At 39.1% G+C, this 17,690-nt stretch carries 14 protein-coding genes and 2 tRNA genes; all 16 read right to left on the bottom strand.

Going from position 1 to position 17,690, the window contains the following annotated elements; genetic code table 11:
• Window positions 1-116 precede the first annotated feature (116 nt).
• The 16 genes from yihA to racE all read right to left on the bottom strand — a co-directional run bounded on the left by yihA (window position 117) and on the right by racE (window position 17,681).
• A complete protein-coding gene (gene yihA / locus ABES52_RS15320; RefSeq protein ID WP_429652060.1) occupies window positions 117-701 on the bottom strand; it encodes a ribosome biogenesis GTP-binding protein YihA/YsxC in 585 nt (194 codons plus the stop codon).
• Window positions 688-3,021, bottom strand: coding sequence for an endopeptidase La (gene lon, locus ABES52_RS15315; protein ID WP_429652059.1), 2,334 nt, complete (start codon window positions 3,019-3,021; stop codon window positions 688-690). The genes yihA and lon overlap by 14 nt, the downstream gene beginning before the upstream one ends.
• A 254-nt stretch (window positions 3,022-3,275) precedes the next feature.
• A complete protein-coding gene (lonB, locus tag ABES52_RS15310; RefSeq protein ID WP_429652058.1) occupies window positions 3,276-4,949 on the bottom strand; it encodes an ATP-dependent protease LonB in 1,674 nt (557 codons plus the stop codon).
• A gap of 154 nt (window positions 4,950-5,103) precedes the next feature.
• The gene (clpX, locus tag ABES52_RS15305; RefSeq protein WP_429652057.1) at window positions 5,104-6,375 is read right to left on the bottom strand and encodes an ATP-dependent protease ATP-binding subunit ClpX; all 1,272 of its coding nucleotides are present in this window, start codon (window positions 6,373-6,375) and stop codon (window positions 5,104-5,106) included.
• 266 nt (window positions 6,376-6,641) lie between these two features.
• Window positions 6,642-7,928, bottom strand: coding sequence for a trigger factor (tig, locus tag ABES52_RS15300; RefSeq protein ID WP_429652056.1), 1,287 nt, complete (start codon window positions 7,926-7,928; stop codon window positions 6,642-6,644).
• 159 nt (window positions 7,929-8,087) lie between these two features.
• The gene (locus ABES52_RS15295) at window positions 8,088-9,104 is read right to left on the bottom strand and encodes a tetratricopeptide repeat protein (RefSeq protein ID WP_429652054.1); all 1,017 of its coding nucleotides are present in this window, start codon (window positions 9,102-9,104) and stop codon (window positions 8,088-8,090) included.
• A 143-nt stretch (window positions 9,105-9,247) separates the two neighbouring features.
• Window positions 9,248-9,324: transfer RNA gene (locus tag ABES52_RS15290), tRNA-Arg, on the bottom strand.
• A 361-nt stretch (window positions 9,325-9,685) separates the two neighbouring features.
• Window positions 9,686-10,513 carry a carbohydrate ABC transporter permease gene (locus ABES52_RS15285; RefSeq protein WP_429652053.1) on the bottom strand — a complete coding sequence of 276 codons (828 nt, stop codon included), beginning with the start codon at window positions 10,511-10,513 and terminating at the stop codon, window positions 9,686-9,688.
• Between the two features lie 13 nt (window positions 10,514-10,526).
• A complete protein-coding gene (locus tag ABES52_RS15280) occupies window positions 10,527-11,828 on the bottom strand; it encodes a carbohydrate ABC transporter permease (RefSeq protein WP_429652051.1) in 1,302 nt (433 codons plus the stop codon).
• Window positions 11,829-11,917: 89 nt separating this feature from the next.
• Window positions 11,918-13,204: an ABC transporter substrate-binding protein gene (locus ABES52_RS15275; RefSeq protein WP_429652062.1), complete on the bottom strand. Its 1,287-nt coding sequence runs from the start codon at window positions 13,202-13,204 to the stop codon at window positions 11,918-11,920.
• A gap of 289 nt (window positions 13,205-13,493) precedes the next feature.
• Window positions 13,494-13,570: transfer RNA gene (locus ABES52_RS15270), tRNA-Arg, on the bottom strand.
• Window positions 13,571-13,667: 97 nt separating this feature from the next.
• The gene (locus ABES52_RS15265; RefSeq protein ID WP_429652049.1) at window positions 13,668-14,180 is read right to left on the bottom strand and encodes a metallophosphoesterase; all 513 of its coding nucleotides are present in this window, start codon (window positions 14,178-14,180) and stop codon (window positions 13,668-13,670) included.
• Complete coding sequence (locus ABES52_RS15260; protein WP_429652048.1) at window positions 14,177-14,785, bottom strand: XTP/dITP diphosphatase; 609 nt, start codon at window positions 14,783-14,785, stop codon at window positions 14,177-14,179. Before ABES52_RS15260 ends, ABES52_RS15265 begins: the two co-directional genes overlap by 4 nt.
• Window positions 14,786-14,787: 2 nt before the next feature.
• Window positions 14,788-15,549, bottom strand: a complete 762-nt coding sequence (gene rph, locus ABES52_RS15255; protein ID WP_429652047.1) for a ribonuclease PH — start codon at window positions 15,547-15,549, stop codon at window positions 14,788-14,790.
• Between the two features lie 152 nt (window positions 15,550-15,701).
• On the bottom strand, window positions 15,702-16,775 hold the full coding sequence (locus ABES52_RS15250; protein ID WP_429652045.1) for a GerMN domain-containing protein: 1,074 nt from the start codon (window positions 16,773-16,775) through the stop codon (window positions 15,702-15,704).
• A gap of 93 nt (window positions 16,776-16,868) precedes the next feature.
• The gene (gene racE / locus ABES52_RS15245) at window positions 16,869-17,681 is read right to left on the bottom strand and encodes a glutamate racemase (RefSeq protein WP_429652044.1); all 813 of its coding nucleotides are present in this window, start codon (window positions 17,679-17,681) and stop codon (window positions 16,869-16,871) included.
• Between the last annotated feature and the right edge of the window lie 9 nt (window positions 17,682-17,690).

The raw sequence follows: 17,690 nt of genomic DNA, 5'->3' as shown, positions 1-17,690 counted from the left end.
ACAATTCAAGTATAAAAGAATAACGGGGTTGCGTGTCTTTTTTTTGACCAAAATTGTATGAAAACCCCAACATTTATTATAGAGCCAAAAAAAATAACAGGGACGAGGCCCTGTTATTAATTCATATATTTAAGAATACACTTCCAAGCTTCATCTTTTCCTTGTCCAGTTTCCGACGAAAAGATGACTAAATCGTCTTCTGGATCTAAATGAAGCGTCTCTTTTGTTATTTTTACATGTTTTTGCCACTTGCCTTTAGGAATTTTATCCGCTTTTGTCGCAATGACAATGGTTGGGATTTCGTAATGCTTTAAAAAGTCGTACATCATACAATCGTCGCTTGTCGGTGGATGACGTAAATCCACAATAAGAATTACCGCTCTTAATTGTTCCCGTGTCGTTAAGTACGTTTCAATCATCTTTCCCCATGCTTCACGTTCTTTTTTCGATACTTTCGCGAACCCATATCCAGGAACGTCGACAAAGTGCAATTGGTCATTGATGTTATAAAAATTTAATGTTTGCGTTTTCCCCGGCTTAGAAGATGTACGTGCTAAATTTTTTCGATTGATCATTTTATTAATGAAGGATGACTTTCCAACGTTTGACCTTCCTGCTAATGCAAATTCAGGCAAATTCCCTTCAGGATATTGTTCTTGTTTGACAGCACTGATAACTAAATGAGCATCATGTACCTTCACCAGTCTCCCCCCTTAATGCTGTTTGAAGCACTTCATCGACATGGGAAACTAACACAAAGTGAAGATCTTTTCGTACACTCGAAGGAATATCATCTATATCTTTTTCGTTTTCTTGAGGTAAAATAACCGTCTTTAATCCGGCTCGATGCGCACTTAACGTTTTTTCTTTAACCCCACCAATCGGCAATACGCGACCACGAAGAGTGATTTCACCGGTCATGCCGACATCTTTCTTTACCGGTCGATTCGTTAACGCCGAAAATAGAGCGGTAGCAATCGTAATACCAGCAGAAGGACCGTCTTTTGGAACAGCTCCTTCAGGCACGTGAATATGAATATCATATTTTTCATGGAAGTCTTCTTCAATGTTCCATTCTTTTGCTTTCGAACGAACGTAACTAAACGCCGTTTGTGCAGATTCTTTCATAACGTCTCCTAATTTACCAGTCAATACGAGCTTTCCTTTCCCTGGAGTCAAGGAAACTTCAATTTGTAACGTATCTCCACCAAACGCGGTATAAGCTAATCCTGTTGCCACACCTACTTGATCGGTCAATTCTGCTTGTCCGTAACGGAATTTTTCTTTACCTAGCAATTGCTTTAGCTGCTTTTCAGTTACCACGACACGCTTTTTTTCACCGCTAACAATAATTTTAGCGGTTTTACGGCAAATGGTAGCAATTTGCCGCTCCAGTCCACGGACGCCAGCTTCTCGCGTGTAATAACGAACAATATTTTTTAACGCTTCGTCTCGGACTTGTAGCTGCCCTTTTGTTAAACCATGTTCTTTAATTTGTTTTGGTAACAAATGATTTTTCGCAATGTGAATTTTCTCTATTTCGGTATAACCAGGAATAGTGATAATCTCCATGCGATCTCGTAACGGCCCTGGTATCGTAGATAAGTCGTTAGCCGTTGCGATAAACATGACTTTAGATAAATCATACGTTTCTTCAATATAATGATCACTAAATGTGGCGTTTTGTTCAGGATCTAATACTTCCAATAAAGCGGCCGATGGATCTCCTCGGAAATCGCTAGACATTTTATCTATCTCATCGAGTAAAAATACCGGATTAATCGTTCCCGCTTTTTTCATTCCTTGGATGATCCGTCCTGGCATCGCGCCGACATATGTACGTCGATGCCCACGGATTTCCGACTCATCTCGAACGCCCCCGAGGGAAATACGGACAAACTTGCGACCAAGCGATTCTGCAATGGAACGGGCTAAGCTCGTTTTACCGACCCCTGGTGGACCAGCTAAGCATAAAATCGGCCCTTTTAACGATTTTGTTAACTGTTGAACAGCTAAATATTCCAATACTCGTTCTTTTACTTTATCAAGTCCATAATGGTCTCGGTTTAAAATACGTTCCGCTTTTTGCAGATTTAAGTCGTCTTTTGTTGCTTTTGACCAAGGAAGAGCTAAAAGCCAATCGATATAATTTCGAATAACTGCACTTTCAGCTGAATTGCTCGGTACTTTCTCATAACGTTCCAGCTCTTTCATTGCTGTTTTTTTCACATGCTCAGGCATGCCTGCTTGCTCGATTTTTTCAGTCAGTTCAGCAATTTCGCCTGTCTTTCCCTCTTTTTCCCCTAGCTCTTTTTGGATCGCTTTCATTTGTTCACGCAAATAATACTCTTTTTGTGTTCGCTCCATCGCTCGTTTGACACGCTGACTGATTTTCTTTTCTAGATGGAGCACCTCTTTTTCATTATGAATAATTTCAATCACACGATTTAACCGTTCTTTAATATCAATCGTCTCTAAAATTTCTTGTTTTTCTTTTAACTTTAACGGCAAGTGGGATGACACAATATCAGCGAGACGTCCTGGCTCTTCCATATCGGATACAGTTGCAAATGTTTCAGCGGATATCTTTTTGGACAATTTTATGTATTGTTCAAAATAATCTAAGACCGTCCGCATGAGCGCCTTTTCTTCGACGTCCGCTGTCGCTGGATCTTCGTATGTTTTTAACGTGGCGGCAAAATACGATCCTTCATCAAAAAATTCCACAATTTCCGCTCGCTTCATTCCTTCAACTAATACACGAATGGTACCGTTTGGAAGCTTTAACATTTGTTTTACTTTCGTTAATGTTCCCATCCGATACAAATCATCTTCCGTTGGTTCGTCGATAGCTACATCCTTTTGCGTGGTTAAAAAAATGATGTTGTCATCCATCATCGCTTTCTCTAACGCTTGAACGGAACGCTCACGACCAACATCTAAGTGCAGGACCATCGTAGGATAGACGAGCAATCCTCGCAATGGAAGGAGGGGAATAGGTCGTTCTATCGTTGAATTCATTGTATACACCTCCATGATGAAACAATCAACCATATGTACAATTGAATGACATGAATACCAATTTTGTTAGAAGTTTCTTCTCATTCTAACGTATTTTATTATTTATTGTCCATTCTGTGTACCGGAAATCCCCTGCTATTTTTTTAAATCAAAAAAAAAGTTTTTTGTCTACTATTTTTGCTTCAAAAGTTAGTATTATCAATCGGTGTATTTTTATTTATGAAAGGAAAAATCGATTTGGAAATCCAAATCGACTACACAGATTTTTTATTTTGATCTTCCTTTTCGAAAACGATTGGTACGTCAATTGGTATAGAGCCTTCCTGATCAAGCGCCCATTCAAAAACTTCACGTATATGCATAACTGGAACAATGTGAATATCTTTCATTTCTTGTAACAGTTTTTGCATGTTTTCATGAGGGATGAGTACGGTTGTTGCTCCAGAGCGCTTAGCTGCGCGTACCTTTTGGTATATTCCTCCAACAGGTTTCACAAAGCCATGAATGCTTATTTCTCCCGTCATCGCCAACCCTTGTTTAATGGGAATGTTGTAAATGGCTGAATAAATCCCCGTTGCCATTGCGATACCAGCTGAAGGACCATCGACCGGAATACCACCTGGAAAATTAACATGGATATCGTATTGATCAGCAGGTACGCCGATGGAGCGTAATACCGTTAATACATTTTCGATAGAGCCCTTTGCCATGCTTTTTCTCCGAATGGATTTTCCTTCATTTCCGATACTTTCTTCTTCCACAATGCCGGTAATATTTATTGATCCCTTTCCCTTAGACGGAATAACACTTACTTCAATCTCAAGCAGTGAGCCGCTATTCGGACCTGTTACAGCAAGGCCGTTCACAAGGCCGACCCTTTTATTATTCGCTACTTTTTTCTCCATTCGTGGGGTCAGTTGGCTCGATTGAATAATCCATTCAATGTCTTCGTCTTTAATGAACGTTCGATCCTCATTGATTGCTATGCCTGCAGCGATTTGTACCATATTTACCGCTTCTCGACCGTTTCGTGCATAGGAAGCAATGGTGGCTAACCCGTGGTCACTAATGGCCAGCTGCACTTTATCCGCTGCTTTTTTCGCCACTTGTTGAACTTCCTCTTGGTCAAGTTCTCGAAAAAAGATTTCCATACAGCGCGACCGAATCGCAGGTGGAATTTCATTCGGTGTTCGAGTTGTCGCTCCTATCAACCGAAAATCAGCCGGGAGTCCATTTTTAAAAATATCGTGAATATACGTTGGTATTTGTGTATTCTCTTCGCTATAGTAGGCGCTTTCTAAAAACACTTTTCGATCTTCGAGCACTTTTAATAACTTATTCATTTGAATTGGATGTAACTCCCCGATTTCATCAATAAATAATACTCCACCATGGGCGTTCGTTACCGCTCCTTGTTTTGGTTGAGGAATTCCTGCTTGCCCCATCGCTCCAGCTCCTTGATAAATCGGGTCGTGCACCGAACCAATTAATGGGTCGGCAATTCCTCTTTCATCAAAGCGAGCAGTAGTTGCGTCCAATTCAACAAATACTGACGAAGGTCGAAAAGGAGATTTCGGATTTTTTTTCGCTTCTTCTAACACAAGGCGAGCAGCTGCTGTTTTACCTACACCTGGTGGTCCGTAAATGATGACGTGTTGTGGGTTAGGTCCACAAAGCGCTGCTTTTAATGATTTGATTCCATCTTTCTGACCAACAATATCTTCAAATGTTTTTGGTCGCACTTTTTCAGCTAACGGTTCTGTAAGGGAAATAGCCCGCATCTTTCGTAATTGTTCCATTTCCTTTTTCGATTCTCGATCAATGGATACTTTTTGAATGCGTTGGTTTTTTAATAAATTCCAAAAGTATAACCCAATGATGACGCCAAAAACTAACTGAATGATTAAAGCAATACCTGTCCACCCCATCATTTTCCCTCCACGTTGTCAATCTTTCTTATTACTGCTAGTATCTCCTTTCCTGTGGAGGAATAAACGATTTTTTACGTTTTGTAGGGAGGAATATTCGAATTAAATAAAAACCCTTTCTGCTTCATGGGACAGAAAGGGGCATATCAAAGTTTTATGCACTTGTTTTTGTCTCTTCTGTATCAGAAATAACTGTTCCATCTTCCAAAATAAGTTTCGGTGAATGCTGATCTGTAATCGTTTCTTTCGTAATAATGCATTTTTTAATATCATCACGGGACGGTAATTCAAACATGACATCTAACATGACACTTTCGATAATGGAACGTAATCCACGAGCACCCGTTTTCCGCTCAATCGCTTTTTTCGCAATCTCACGGAGCGCCTCCTCTTCGAATTCTAACTCTACACCATCTAATTCGAGCATTTTTTGATATTGTTTAACGAGGGCATTTTTCGGCTTCGTTAAAATTTCAACTAACGCATCTTCATCTAATTGTTCAAGACTGGCAATTACCGGAAGACGTCCGATAAACTCAGGAATTAATCCGAATTTTAATAAGTCTTCAGGTACTACTTTTGTAAGAAGTTCTTTTTCTTCAACTTCTCCTTGTTTCGGATCGGAGCCAAATCCGATAACTTTTTGCCCTAACCGACGTTTAATAATTTGCTCAATACCATCAAACGCCCCACCACAAATAAATAATATGTTCGTCGTATCGATTTGAATAAATTCTTGGTGCGGGTGCTTTCTTCCTCCTTGAGGTGGAACACTAGCGACCGTACCTTCTAAAATTTTAAGTAACGCTTGTTGGACCCCTTCTCCAGATACATCACGTGTAATGGATGGATTTTCAGATTTACGGGCAATTTTGTCGATTTCATCAATGTAAATTATCCCTTTCTCAGCTTTTTCCACGTCATAATCAGCTGCTTGAATAAGTTTTAACAAAATATTTTCGACGTCTTCACCAACATAACCAGCTTCTGTTAAGGATGTCGCATCTGCGATAGCGAATGGTACATTTAAAATGCGGGCTAACGTTTGAGCTAATAACGTTTTTCCACTTCCAGTTGGTCCGATTAGACAAATATTACTTTTGGCTAATTCCACATCATCAATTTTACTGTTGGAATTAATGCGTTTGTAATGGTTATAAACAGCCACTGCTAACGACTTTTTCGCTTGATCTTGGCCGATTACATACTCATCTAAAATCTCACGAATTTCGCGAGGTTTTGGAACATCTTTAAACTCTACTTCTTCTTCTGTTCCTAATTCTTCCTCGACAATTTCTGTACAAAGTTCAATACACTCATCACATATATATACACCTGGTCCAGCAACCAGCTTACGGACTTGGTCTTGTGTTTTCCCACAGAAAGAACATTTTAATTGTCCTTTTTCATCGTTAAACTTAAACAATGAATGTCACCCCTTAAAAATCAAAGTAATGTGAAGCTAATCACGACGTGCAAACATAATGATATATTTATGTAATGCATTTTATCATATTTCCATATCGAAAAGGAAATTAAACGATTAAGTATGTATTATGTCTCATCGGTCCAACTTATGTAAATTTTATAAAACAAGGCACGAATAAACTCGCGCCTTGTTGTTGTGGATCATCAGAATGTTCAAGGAAACTATTGATTGAATCGTTAGTTTGAAAAATCTTGTTACTTATATTATGCAACAGTTTTGCTATTTTCTACAAGAAACTCAACTGCTTTACGAATTTGTAGATCCGCTTTTAAGCCATCTAGGCTACCAAGAGCTTTCTTAATGCTATCAGCAGACATGTTGTAAAGCTCAGCCATTTTGTTTACTTCTTCTTCAACTTCTGCATCTGTTACTTCAATGTTTTCTGCTTTCGCAATCGCTTCAAGCGTTAAGCTTGTACGAACACGTTTTTCTGCATCTTCTTTCATTTGTGCACGTAATGCCTCTTTATCTTGCCCAGAGAATTGGAAGTAAAGTTCTAAGTTCATACCTTGCATTTGCAGGCGTTGTTCAAACTCGTTCATCATGCGATCGATTTCGTTTTCGATCATTACTTCTGGAACGTTCATTTCTGCATTTTCTGTTGCTTTTTCTACAAGTGTGTCACGTAGTGTTTGTTCTGCTTCGTTCTTTTTGCTTTCAACTAAACGATTTTTAATTTTTTCTTTCAGTTCTGCTAATGTTTCTACTTCCTCATCTACATCTTTCGCAAATTCATCATCTAATTCTGGAAGTTGTTTTGTTTTTACTTCATGTACTTTTACTTTAAATACCGCTGGTTTGCCTGCAAGTTCAGCCGCATGATACTCTTCAGGGAATGTTACTTCAACGTCTTTTTCATCGCCAGCTTTTGTACCAACTAATTGGTCTTCAAATCCAGGAATAAATGTACCTGAACCTAATTCAAGAGAATAGTTTTCCGCTTTACCGCCTTCAAACGCTTCGCCATCAACGAATCCTTCAAAGTCAATGACAACTGTATCGCCGTTTTCAGCAGTACCTTCTTCTTTCACAACAAGGTCTGCATAACGTTGTTGGATTGTTTTTAATTCGTTTTCTACATCTTCATCAGTTACTTCTGTGTCCATTTTTTCAACTTCTAACCCTTTGTACTCACCAAGCTTAACTTCAGGCTTTACTGTAACAGTTGCTTTGAAAATAAGCTCTTTACCTTTTTCCATTTGTTCTACATCGATTTCTGGACGATCAACTGGTTCAATGCCGGCTTCTTCGATTGCTTTTGCATATGCTTCTGGAAGAATGAAGTCTAATGCATCTTGGTATAGAGCTTCTACTCCGAAACGTTTTTCAAAAATTGGACGAGGAACTTTCCCTTTACGGAATCCCGGAATAGAAACTTGTTTAACTACCTTTTTGAACGCTTGATCTAAACCGTTATTTACCGTTTCAGCGTCAACTTCAACTGTAAGAACGCCACGGTTTTCTTCTAATTTTTCCCATTTAACTGACATACCACGTTTCCCTCCAACAATCTATAATTAGTATTTGTGTAAAAACACGTAACTAGACTTGCTAAGTAAAGAAAGCCAAGTCCTTGTCATTTGTAAGAAAATGAATTGTAAAGACACATTACAACCATTTCATTATAACATACAACACCGTTCTTTCAACTAGTTAGACGGTGAATTTGTTGGCTCAATCCACTCCTCTAGTTGTTGCAAAAAAGAAATCGCGTGTTTCAATTCAGATTCATTTATGTGAAATTGCTCGGTAATGGTTTCAATTGAAAGTTCGATTCCATACAGTTGATTCCCAAGCCATACGTAAGCAGCAATCCAAATAGCAGGTTTGGTTGGTGATAAAGAAAATGGAAACATGATAAAACCATGCCTCTCCAGCATCGCCAATAATTCCTGACAAAAAGTAGGATTTTCATGTTCATACAGTTGCTCAATACCAATTCTAATCGGTTGAAGCCAATCTTGTTCGGTAAATTCCGGAAGTTCAACCGGAATTACGCGCTTTGTTTTCGAAAATTTCGTGACAGTCATTTCCTTTTTATAATGATGTTCTTTTAATAATAGTAAGATAAGCGTTTTTACCCAAGGATGCCCATCTGGTTGCTTTAACATACTTTCTAACTGTTCGATATATGGTTCTAAATTTTGACCTTTTAACTGGGCGATTTGCATTGTTTGTTCAACGACGTCTTGTTGATGAAGCAGCAATGAATCAATTTTTACCATTGTATCCGGTTGACGATTCTTCCATACTTTTTCACTTAACTGTAACAGATGAAAAAAATGTGTCCGTTGCTCCATTGAAAGGTCCGCTTCTTCTAATAAAGCGTGAATGGTAGATGCAACTTCTTCGTATTCATTTAATTGGATTAAAATCATTAAATAAAGCTCTACAACTTGAAGGTAGTCGTCCACTCCACGGTGAAGTAAATCTTTACATTCCGCTTTAGCTTCCTCATAATATTTCCCTTCAAAAAGTGCCATTACATACGCGATTTGTATTTGATCATCAACTGGTTTGATGTCCTTCGCTTGCTTTAATAGACGAATCGCTTCCTCTACTTCCTTGTTCTCTAACTTTTCCGTCCCAATTTGAAGAAGTCGCTCTTTTAACCCTGGAAAGGGAATGATTTTGTTTGAACGGTTCTTCGAGCGTCCTTTCGTCATATATATCCGTCCTTTTCTTGTAATCCAATAATAGTGTATCATGGTCGTTTTTGAAAAACAAAATGCAGTTCACGTTATAAAAAAAGATGCTTCTCCGTTTGGAAAAGCATCAATTTATGTATAAGTAGTATTCATGTTTCAACTGGCGTCCCAGGAGAGATTCGAACTCCCGACCGACGGCTTAGAAGGCCGTTGCTCTATCCAGCTGAGCTACTGGGACGTAATTAATTCATGCAATTGAAACATGTATTATTATAGGCAACTATCATTCGTTCGTCAACTTGTATTTTATAATTTCATTTTTTTATTCATTTAATGAAAAGTCTGTTAAACGATACTGTTGATATTTATACATTACGCTTGTGGCGGACGCTTTCCGCGGGCAAGCCGCAAGCCGCTTCCCTCGCTACGCTCGGTCCAGGGTCTTGCGGCTTCTTGTTCCCGCTGGAGTCGGCCACCGTGTGAATAACTTGTTAATAATCAACAACGACATATAACATAGCCAATGAAAAAGGACCGTTGGTAATGCTTCCGGATCTACCAACGGTTGCTTAACGATTCCATTTGGGAAGTCAACAATATTATTCTTTTACCGAACCGGAAGTTAATCCAGAAACGATTCGACGTTGGAATAAAAGAACCATGATGACTAACGGTACAGTTACTACTACTGTTGCAGCTGCAATTTCTCCCCACGGTATGGTGTACTGACCTTGGAACATCGCAATACCAACAGGAACGGTTTTATAATCATCCGCCGTATTAATCGTTAAAGCAAAAAGAAACTCATTCCAAGCAGCTATAAATACAAGGATGGCCGTCGTAAATACTCCTGGTATAGCTAGTGGTAAAATCACCCGCCAATACGTTTGGAACATGGAAGCACCATCGATTTTCGCTGCTTCTTCTAAATCATTCGGAATTTTTCTAAAAAACGTTACTAACAACCAAATGGATAACGGTAACGCAAAGGTTGTATACGGGATTATTAATCCTAAATAGCTATTCGTTAACCCCATATTTTTAAGAAACATATAAATAGGAGAAATCGTGGCGATTTGTGGAAACATCGAGACCGACAGTACAATTCCTAAAATGATTGATTTTCCTTTAAAATGTAATCTCGCAATTGCGTATGCGGCAAAGGAAGCGACAAATACTGTATAAACGGTAGTGATGGAAGAGACGACGAAGCTATTCCACATATACTTCATAAACGGATAATCAAAAAAGACAGAATGATAGTTTTTAAGTGTTGGGTGTGCTGTAAACCATTTAAAAGCTTTTTCGCCAAATAGTTCTGTTAAAGGTTTAACCGAGCTTAGCAACATCCATAAAAACGGAAACATAACGAAAAAGACAAAGGCTATGAGAAAAAAATAAAATAAGGGACCAACCTTTTTCTTCACCTGACTTCACCTCTTATTTTTTGCCAGTGTCACTCACTAAGTCAGCACCTAACAATTTAATATAAATAATAGAAATGATAGCGACACAAATAAAGACAACGACTGATAAAGCAGAACCTTCTCCAAAATTCGTTTGCGAGAACATCACTTTATACGCCAATATGGTGATTGTCTCGGTTGAGTTAGCGGGACCGCCACCTGTTAACACATAAATCAAGTCAAATACTCGAAACGCATCGAGTGTACGGAACAATAAGGCAACGAGAATACTAGGTTTAAGTAATGGTAACGTAATATGGACAAACTGCTTCCACTTACTTGCCCCATCAATAGATGCCGCTTCATAAAGCGAATTTGGTATCGTTTGTAGTCCTGCTAACAATAATAACGCCATATACGGAGTTGTCTTCCAAACGTCGGCAAAAATGACCGCAAACATCGCTCCTAGTCCTGTTGTTAACAACTCACTCATTCGCTCCACAAGGCCGATTTCCTCAAAGTATTTGGCTACAATTCCATTTTGACCATCATATAAAAAACGCCACATTAAAGCGGAAACAGCCGTAGGAATCGCCCATGGAATTAAAATACTCGCGCGAACTAGTCCTCTTCCAAAAAATGCTTTATTAATAAGCAATGCGATTCCTAGTCCAAGGACTAACTCAACTGCCACCGATATCACCGTAAATACCGTTGTGACCCCAATAGCCTTCCACATTCGAGTGTCTTGAAAATTATCTTTATAATGTTTGAGTCCAATAAAATTTGGTTTCACTACGACATTTTGAAGAGAGGTTGCTAATCCTATGACCCGCTTTTCTTGAAGAAGTATTTCTTTTCCCTCCAATGGGAGAAGCTTTTCCTGTATTTGTTGAACCGCTTGATCAAATTCTATGGCTACCTCTTTTTCTATTGTTATAAACCGCTCTTCCTCTGGTACAGGTTCCAAATTAAACACCTTATCATACGCCCGGTCATACATTTCCTTTGCTTTTTGATCTTCTTGAATCTTTTGATCCACTTCTTGTAAGTGTTGTTGTACATCTTTAAGTAATGATTTTGTTTCACCACTTGCTTGCTTAATTTCATTGTCAAGAGCCGAAATTAAAAAGGGGTAACTTGATAAATATTGTTCGAGATCAAGTGAATGATTCCAATGAATGCTTGATTTCGTTGGATCGTTTAATCGGAGATCAAAAAGACTAAAGTAAAACGATTGAATAACAGGCCATATGGCGATCAGAAAGATGAGTAACAAAGAAGGAGCAACAAGTAAATAAGCAAATATCTTTTCGGAGCGTTTACTATTTACCACCTAGATCATTCCTTTCATTAGTGGAAACATCCAATAGCCTGATGCTATTGGATGTTTCTAAGGAATTGGCGACTATAAAGAGGAACGGATTATAGTTCCAATTTTTCTTTCATCTCTTTCTCCATATTTTGTACGGCTTCTTCCACCGTTTCTTGTCCGGCAATCGCCATGGAAACGTGACGTTGAATAATATCAGAGATTTCCGGATAGTTTGGTGCCACCGGACGAGAAACAGCTGCGTTTAACCCTTGAACAAATCCCTCATTAGCAAAGAATGGATTCGCTTCTAAAATTTCTTCGTCTTCGAATAGTTTAGGTAGTGTTGGTGCTAATCCACCGTAGATAGCAGAAATTTTTTGACCTTCAGGACCAGTCATGAATTTTACAAATTCCCAAGCTTCTTCTTTATGTTTGGAAAATTTGCTAATGGCGGTCATCCATCCACCAAGAGCCGCTGCTGATCCTGCGTCTCCTGCAGGAAGGGGAGCTACGCCAACTTTATCTACAATTTTTGATTGTTCTGGATCGTTTGCTAAAGCATATTGATATGGCCAGTTACGGATAAACGGAGATTGTCCTTCAATAAACGCAGTATGTGATTCAGGCTCCGTAAAAGTTGTAATATTATCAGGCACAAACGAAGAATTAGCAATTTCAACTAATTTTTGAAGACCTTTAATCGTTTCTGGACTATTGACGACTACCTCACCTTTTTCGTTAATAATTTGACCACCATAAGAGGCGATGAATTCAACAGCGTTACATACTAACCCTTCATATTGTTTCGCTTGAAGTAAGTAACCGAATTTCGTTCCTTCTGCTCCTTGATATTTTTTCGCCGCTTCAATGAGTTCATCCCATGTTTTAGGCACTTCATCTTCAGAAATAATGTCTTTTCGATAGAATAATAGACCCGCATCGATAAATTTAGGCATCGCCCATTGTTTTCCATTAAAGTTCGCTGCGCTTAAAGCCCCTTGGTTATATTCGCTTAAGTCAATTCCGTCCCGTTGAATAAACACGTCAAGTGGTTGAACATAACCAGCTTGGGCAAATTCAGCTGGCCAAATTACATCTAAATCCATCACATCAATTTCGTCTGATTGGGCATTTAACATCGTTACATAAGCATCATGCTGTGCACCGGTATCTGAAGGCATTTCTCGGAATTCAACCTCAATATGAGGAAACTTCTGTTCAAACGCTTCAATAATTTTTTCTGTCGCTTTTGTCGCATCTTTTCCACGTGCATAGACAATCGTTACTTTTTCTTGTTCATTTGTCTCGTTTTGAGTTGTTTCTTCATTTTCGTTCGTGTTCGACGGTGAAGTTTGTTCATCTGGTTGATTTGTTGTTGAACTACATGCACCTAACATGAGAAGAAAAACGACGAGTAATGGTAAAAATTTTCTCACATCAATCCCCCCAATTGTTTTTTGTAAGATCGATTTCATATATAAAGGAGAAAAACTGATCACGATTTCTCCTTATCTATGAAACCGATTTCACATAAACGATATTTTTATTTTAGTCAAATTATTCTGAAAAATCAATTGGTATTTTCTAATTTTTCTCAAATTTCACTAACCGATTGGAATCAAAATAAAAAGCGCTACGTCACCGTAAATCAGCAATGATTTACTGGTCACATAGCGCTTTTTAAACTGGCGTCCCAGGAGAGATTCGAACTCCCGACCGACGGCTTAGAAGGCCGTTGCTCTATCCAGCTGAGCTACTGGGACACAGTTTTTATTGTTCAAGACATTATTTATTATATGAATTCTGTTTCATAACGTCAATATATTTTTTATCATTTTAGGAGGGAAGCTGCTCCCTCCTTTATGTTAAAGAAAATTTTCTTTTTAGCTCACCTAGTTCTTCGTGATCATCGGTGAAAAAGCGAATGGTTAACGTGTTTTGATCACCTTCGATCAACGCATACGTTCTTTCTTTTCGACCTCTCGGAAGAAGAATGCTCCCAGGGTTTAAAAAGATGTGATTTCCAATTTTTTCAACCCCTAACTGATGCGAATGACCAAATAAGACAATGTGAGCTCCTTGTTCTTGTGCTTGATAATAAAGCTTCATTAACGTCGTCTTTATTTGATAAAGATGACCATGAGTTACTAAAAATTTACACCCGTTAATAGAATGTATCAACTCATTCGGAAAGCTTGTTTCGAAATCACAATTTCCTCTCACTGTAATGAATGGGGAAATCGCTGGATGCTCCTTTGAAAGTTCAGAATCCCCACAGTGGAACATGACGTCCACTTCGTTTTGATACCGTTCGGCAATTTCGGTTAATGTTTCTGTTGAGCCGTGACTATCACTGACGACAATAACCTTCATTCGCCTTTTCCCCCAAACCATTTGTCCATTCGCTTTTTAAATTGCTGTAACGCATGCGCACGATGGCTTATTTTATTTTTTATTTCTGATGGAAGTTCGGCCATAGTACATTGTTTTTCAGGTACATAAAAAATTGGATCATAGCCGAAGCCGTTTGTACCCTTAGGTTGCTCCGTAATATATCCTTCACAAGTGCCATGGACGGTTAATTCTTCTCCTGAAGGAAAAACTACGGCTAGTGCACAACGAAAGCGAGCGGTCCGCTGTTCAAACGGCACACCTTTTAGTTCCCTTAGTACTTTTTCAATGTTTGCTTGATCGTCTTTTTGTTCTCCAGCATATCTTGCGGAGTAAACACCAGGTCTTCCGTCCAACGCATCCACTTCAAGTCCAGAATCATCCGCAATGACCGGCATGTTTAAGCGAGTGGCTACTTCCCTCGCTTTTATGAGCGCATTTTCTTCAAACGTCGTCCCTGTTTCCTGAATATCAATCGGTTCTTCTAAATCTAATAAAGTAAGTATATCGATTCCATACGCTTGGAACATTTGTTCAAATTCTTTGGCCTTCCCCCGATTGGCTGTGGCAATAATGACTTTTTCCACGATTATTCCACTTCCTTAGCTTTGTTCTCCTCAATTTTTACCGCAATGTCTCCTAATGTCTCTTTTTGAATTTGAATTAGTTGGCTAATCCCTTGTTGAGCGGCGTCTAACATTTGCTGTAGTTGAGCAAACGTAAACGTAGCTTCTTCGCCTGTACCTTGTAATTCAACAAATTCGCCTGAACCCGTCATTATGATATTCATATCTACTTCTGCTTGACTATCTTCTTCGTAATTTAAGTCTAAAACGACTCCTAATTCCTTTAACACCCCTACACTAGTAGCGGCTAAATAGTCCTTAATCGGAAATTTCTCTAATTCTTTTTCTTCTTGTAGCTTATGAAGAGCCATCGTCATGGCTACGAATGCTCCTGTAATCGAAGCCGTTCTTGTTCCGCCATCTGCTTGGATGACATCACAATCAATCCAAACTGTCCGTTCACCAATCGCTTCTAAATCAACTACCGCCCGTAACGCTCGACCAATAAGGCGCTGAATCTCCATCGTCCGTCCGGACACTTTTCCTTTGGAAGATTCCCGAACATTTCGTTGCTCTGTTGCTCTTGGTAACATGGAATATTCAGCCGTAATCCAGCCTTTTCCTTCCCCACGCATAAATGGTGGCACTCGGTCATCAATACTCGCTGTACAAATCACTTTTGTATCTCCAACCGTAATAAGTACACTTCCTTCTGGATGTTTTAAAAAATCGGCTTGTATATGTATCGGTCGTAATTCCAATGTTTGTCTACCATCAACACGCACGAACAAAATCCTCCTTCATTTAACAAGAAATAAGAGGTGGCTATTGGCCAACCTCTTTTCACCCTATTATAGTATATCAAAAAAATGAATTTCTTAAGCGCTTTTTCAAAAGTTTACTCGAAAAAGTCCCCGTTTTTTAAGGTCATCATCAATTAAAGACCAATGGTATTGACCGTGTCTGGTCGGCTGACAGGTTCGGATAGCGATTTACCTGTTTCCGTCAGTAAATCCCCTTGTCCATTCACCGTGACAACAACACTTTCAATTCCTTCGATTTCTGTTAATGAAAGAACAAGAGAATGGAGTAATTGCTCAGAAACGATTTGCTCACCAAATCCACCAAATAACGCTTCATTGAAGTTTAACGTTACTGTGCCATCTTGAATTTGTGGTTGTTCCACCAACTTTACATCAGGCAAAAACATTGTCACCAAATTCGTCGTTAACGGCGGCCCATTCACTAGTTCTTTAACAACTGCTTCTACAAGGTGACCTTTTCCACTCTCCACTCGTTTCGTCACAGGAACATAATAGAATTGATCCCCATTTTGGGCAAGGTAATAAACAGTAATCGGATTGGTATTCGTAATATCAACAATACCGGAAATATCTAAATTGATCCCGTCTTTTCGGCTCAATCCTTCTTCAGAAATCGGTGTTCCATTCACTGGCATTTCCGATAATGGTTGGCCATTCACCCGAAGTTCAATTTTATCAATGGAATCAAACTGGGTTAACGTCCATGTAATCGCCTGCAAAATTCGCTTTTCATCGTCTGGATGATAGTTCAGAAATTCTTTTGAAAAATCAACAATTGCTACTCCATCTTTAACGTCGACACTCATTTCAGTCCCTGCAGGTAATACTGGACGGAATCCATTTGGTAAAATATTCATGACAGGTCCATCATCGACTAAATATTCGAGCGCTTGGGCGGCCACTCCTTCTGTTTTGGGTAACGGAAGCGTCTGAGCTACGACTAATCCTTCTTCATTAATCAAATATAGTTCAGTCATTACCGTTTCGGTAGCCGACGTTTCTTCTTCGGTTGTTTCGTTTGCTTTGCTTTCTTCATCTAATGATTCTAATTCATCGACTTCTTCCAGATAGGAAACGTCCTGTGGTGGATCTAAACTTTCTTGGTCCCCGAACAATCCACAACCTGATGCCACTAATGAAAATAGAAGCACTAGGATGATTGTTGACACTTGTTTGGACATACTCATCCCTCCTAAGACTGTTTGTACTACATGTATACGAGCCTTTTATTAAATTAGACCGAAAAAAGACAATTACGATAAAAACAAAAAACCATCCATTTAGGATCGGATATCCTTTCCTAAATGAATGGTCGTAACATCAATATTGTTAATGTGTAACCAATCAGTAGCAATCTTTGCAAACAAAGGGGCTGACCCTGTGGTAAAAAATTGGTACGTTGGTGGTTCATCACTTTCGTTCAACATGCCATGGTACGATAAAATCGTACTTGCTTCACGTGCGGTTTCTTCCCCTGAGCTAATCACACTAACGTTCGGTCCCATATAATTTGAGATTAATGGGCCCAGTAAAGGGTAGTGAGTACACCCTAAAATTAACGTATCAATGGAGCTTCCTTTTAAAGGCATTAACGTTTCTGCAACAATTTTCTTAGCTATCGAACCTTGATATTCACCGCTTTCGACTAGCGGAACAAATTTTGGACAAGGAAGCGAAACGATTTTTACATTTCTGTTTATTTCTTTTAACGCATGTACGTACGCCTTACTCCGAATGGTCCCTACCGTCCCGATGACGCCTATATGACCATTTTTCGTTGTTTTAAGAGCCGTTCTCGCTCCGGGATGAATGACACCAATGACTGGAATCGTTAATCGGGAACGTATTTCGTGTAAGGTAACCGCTGTAGCGGTATTACAAGCAATAATTAACATTTTAATTTGCTTGGATAATAAGTAATTGGTCATTTGCCAAGTAAAACGTTGTACTTCATGTACGGGGCGTGGACCGTATGGACACCTTGCCGTATCTCCCACGTACAATATAGATTCGTTTGGTAATTGACGCATCACTTCTTTGGCGACAGTTAATCCGCCAACACCTGAATCAATAATTCCTATTGGTTGTTTCAAGCATCTCGC

The organism is Aeribacillus pallidus, from assembly GCF_050478865.1.
Taxonomy (GTDB): Bacteria; Bacillota; Bacilli; order Bacillales; family JACDOC01; genus JACDOC01.
This window is presented reverse-complemented; position numbering and strand designations above follow the sequence as displayed.

What these genes read in the sequence shown, in the direction of transcription:
- lon (WP_429652059.1), bottom strand. Translation starts at nt 3,021, where the DNA reads ATGAATTCAACGATAGAACGACCTATTCCCCTCCTTCCATTGCGAGGA.
- lonB (WP_429652058.1), bottom strand. Translation starts at nt 4,949, where the DNA reads ATGGGGTGGACAGGTATTGCTTTAATCATTCAGTTAGTTTTTGGCGTC.
- tig (WP_429652056.1), bottom strand. Translation starts at nt 7,928, where the DNA reads ATGTCAGTTAAATGGGAAAAATTAGAAGAAAACCGTGGCGTTCTTACA.
- ABES52_RS15295 (WP_429652054.1), bottom strand. Translation starts at nt 9,104, where the DNA reads ATGACGAAAGGACGCTCGAAGAACCGTTCAAACAAAATCATTCCCTTT.
- ABES52_RS15275 (WP_429652062.1), bottom strand. Translation starts at nt 13,204, where the DNA reads ATGTTAGGTGCATGTAGTTCAACAACAAATCAACCAGATGAACAAACT.
- ABES52_RS15265 (WP_429652049.1), bottom strand. Translation starts at nt 14,180, where the DNA reads ATGAAGGTTATTGTCGTCAGTGATAGTCACGGCTCAACAGAAACATTA.
- ABES52_RS15250 (WP_429652045.1), bottom strand. Translation starts at nt 16,775, where the DNA reads ATGAGTATGTCCAAACAAGTGTCAACAATCATCCTAGTGCTTCTATTT.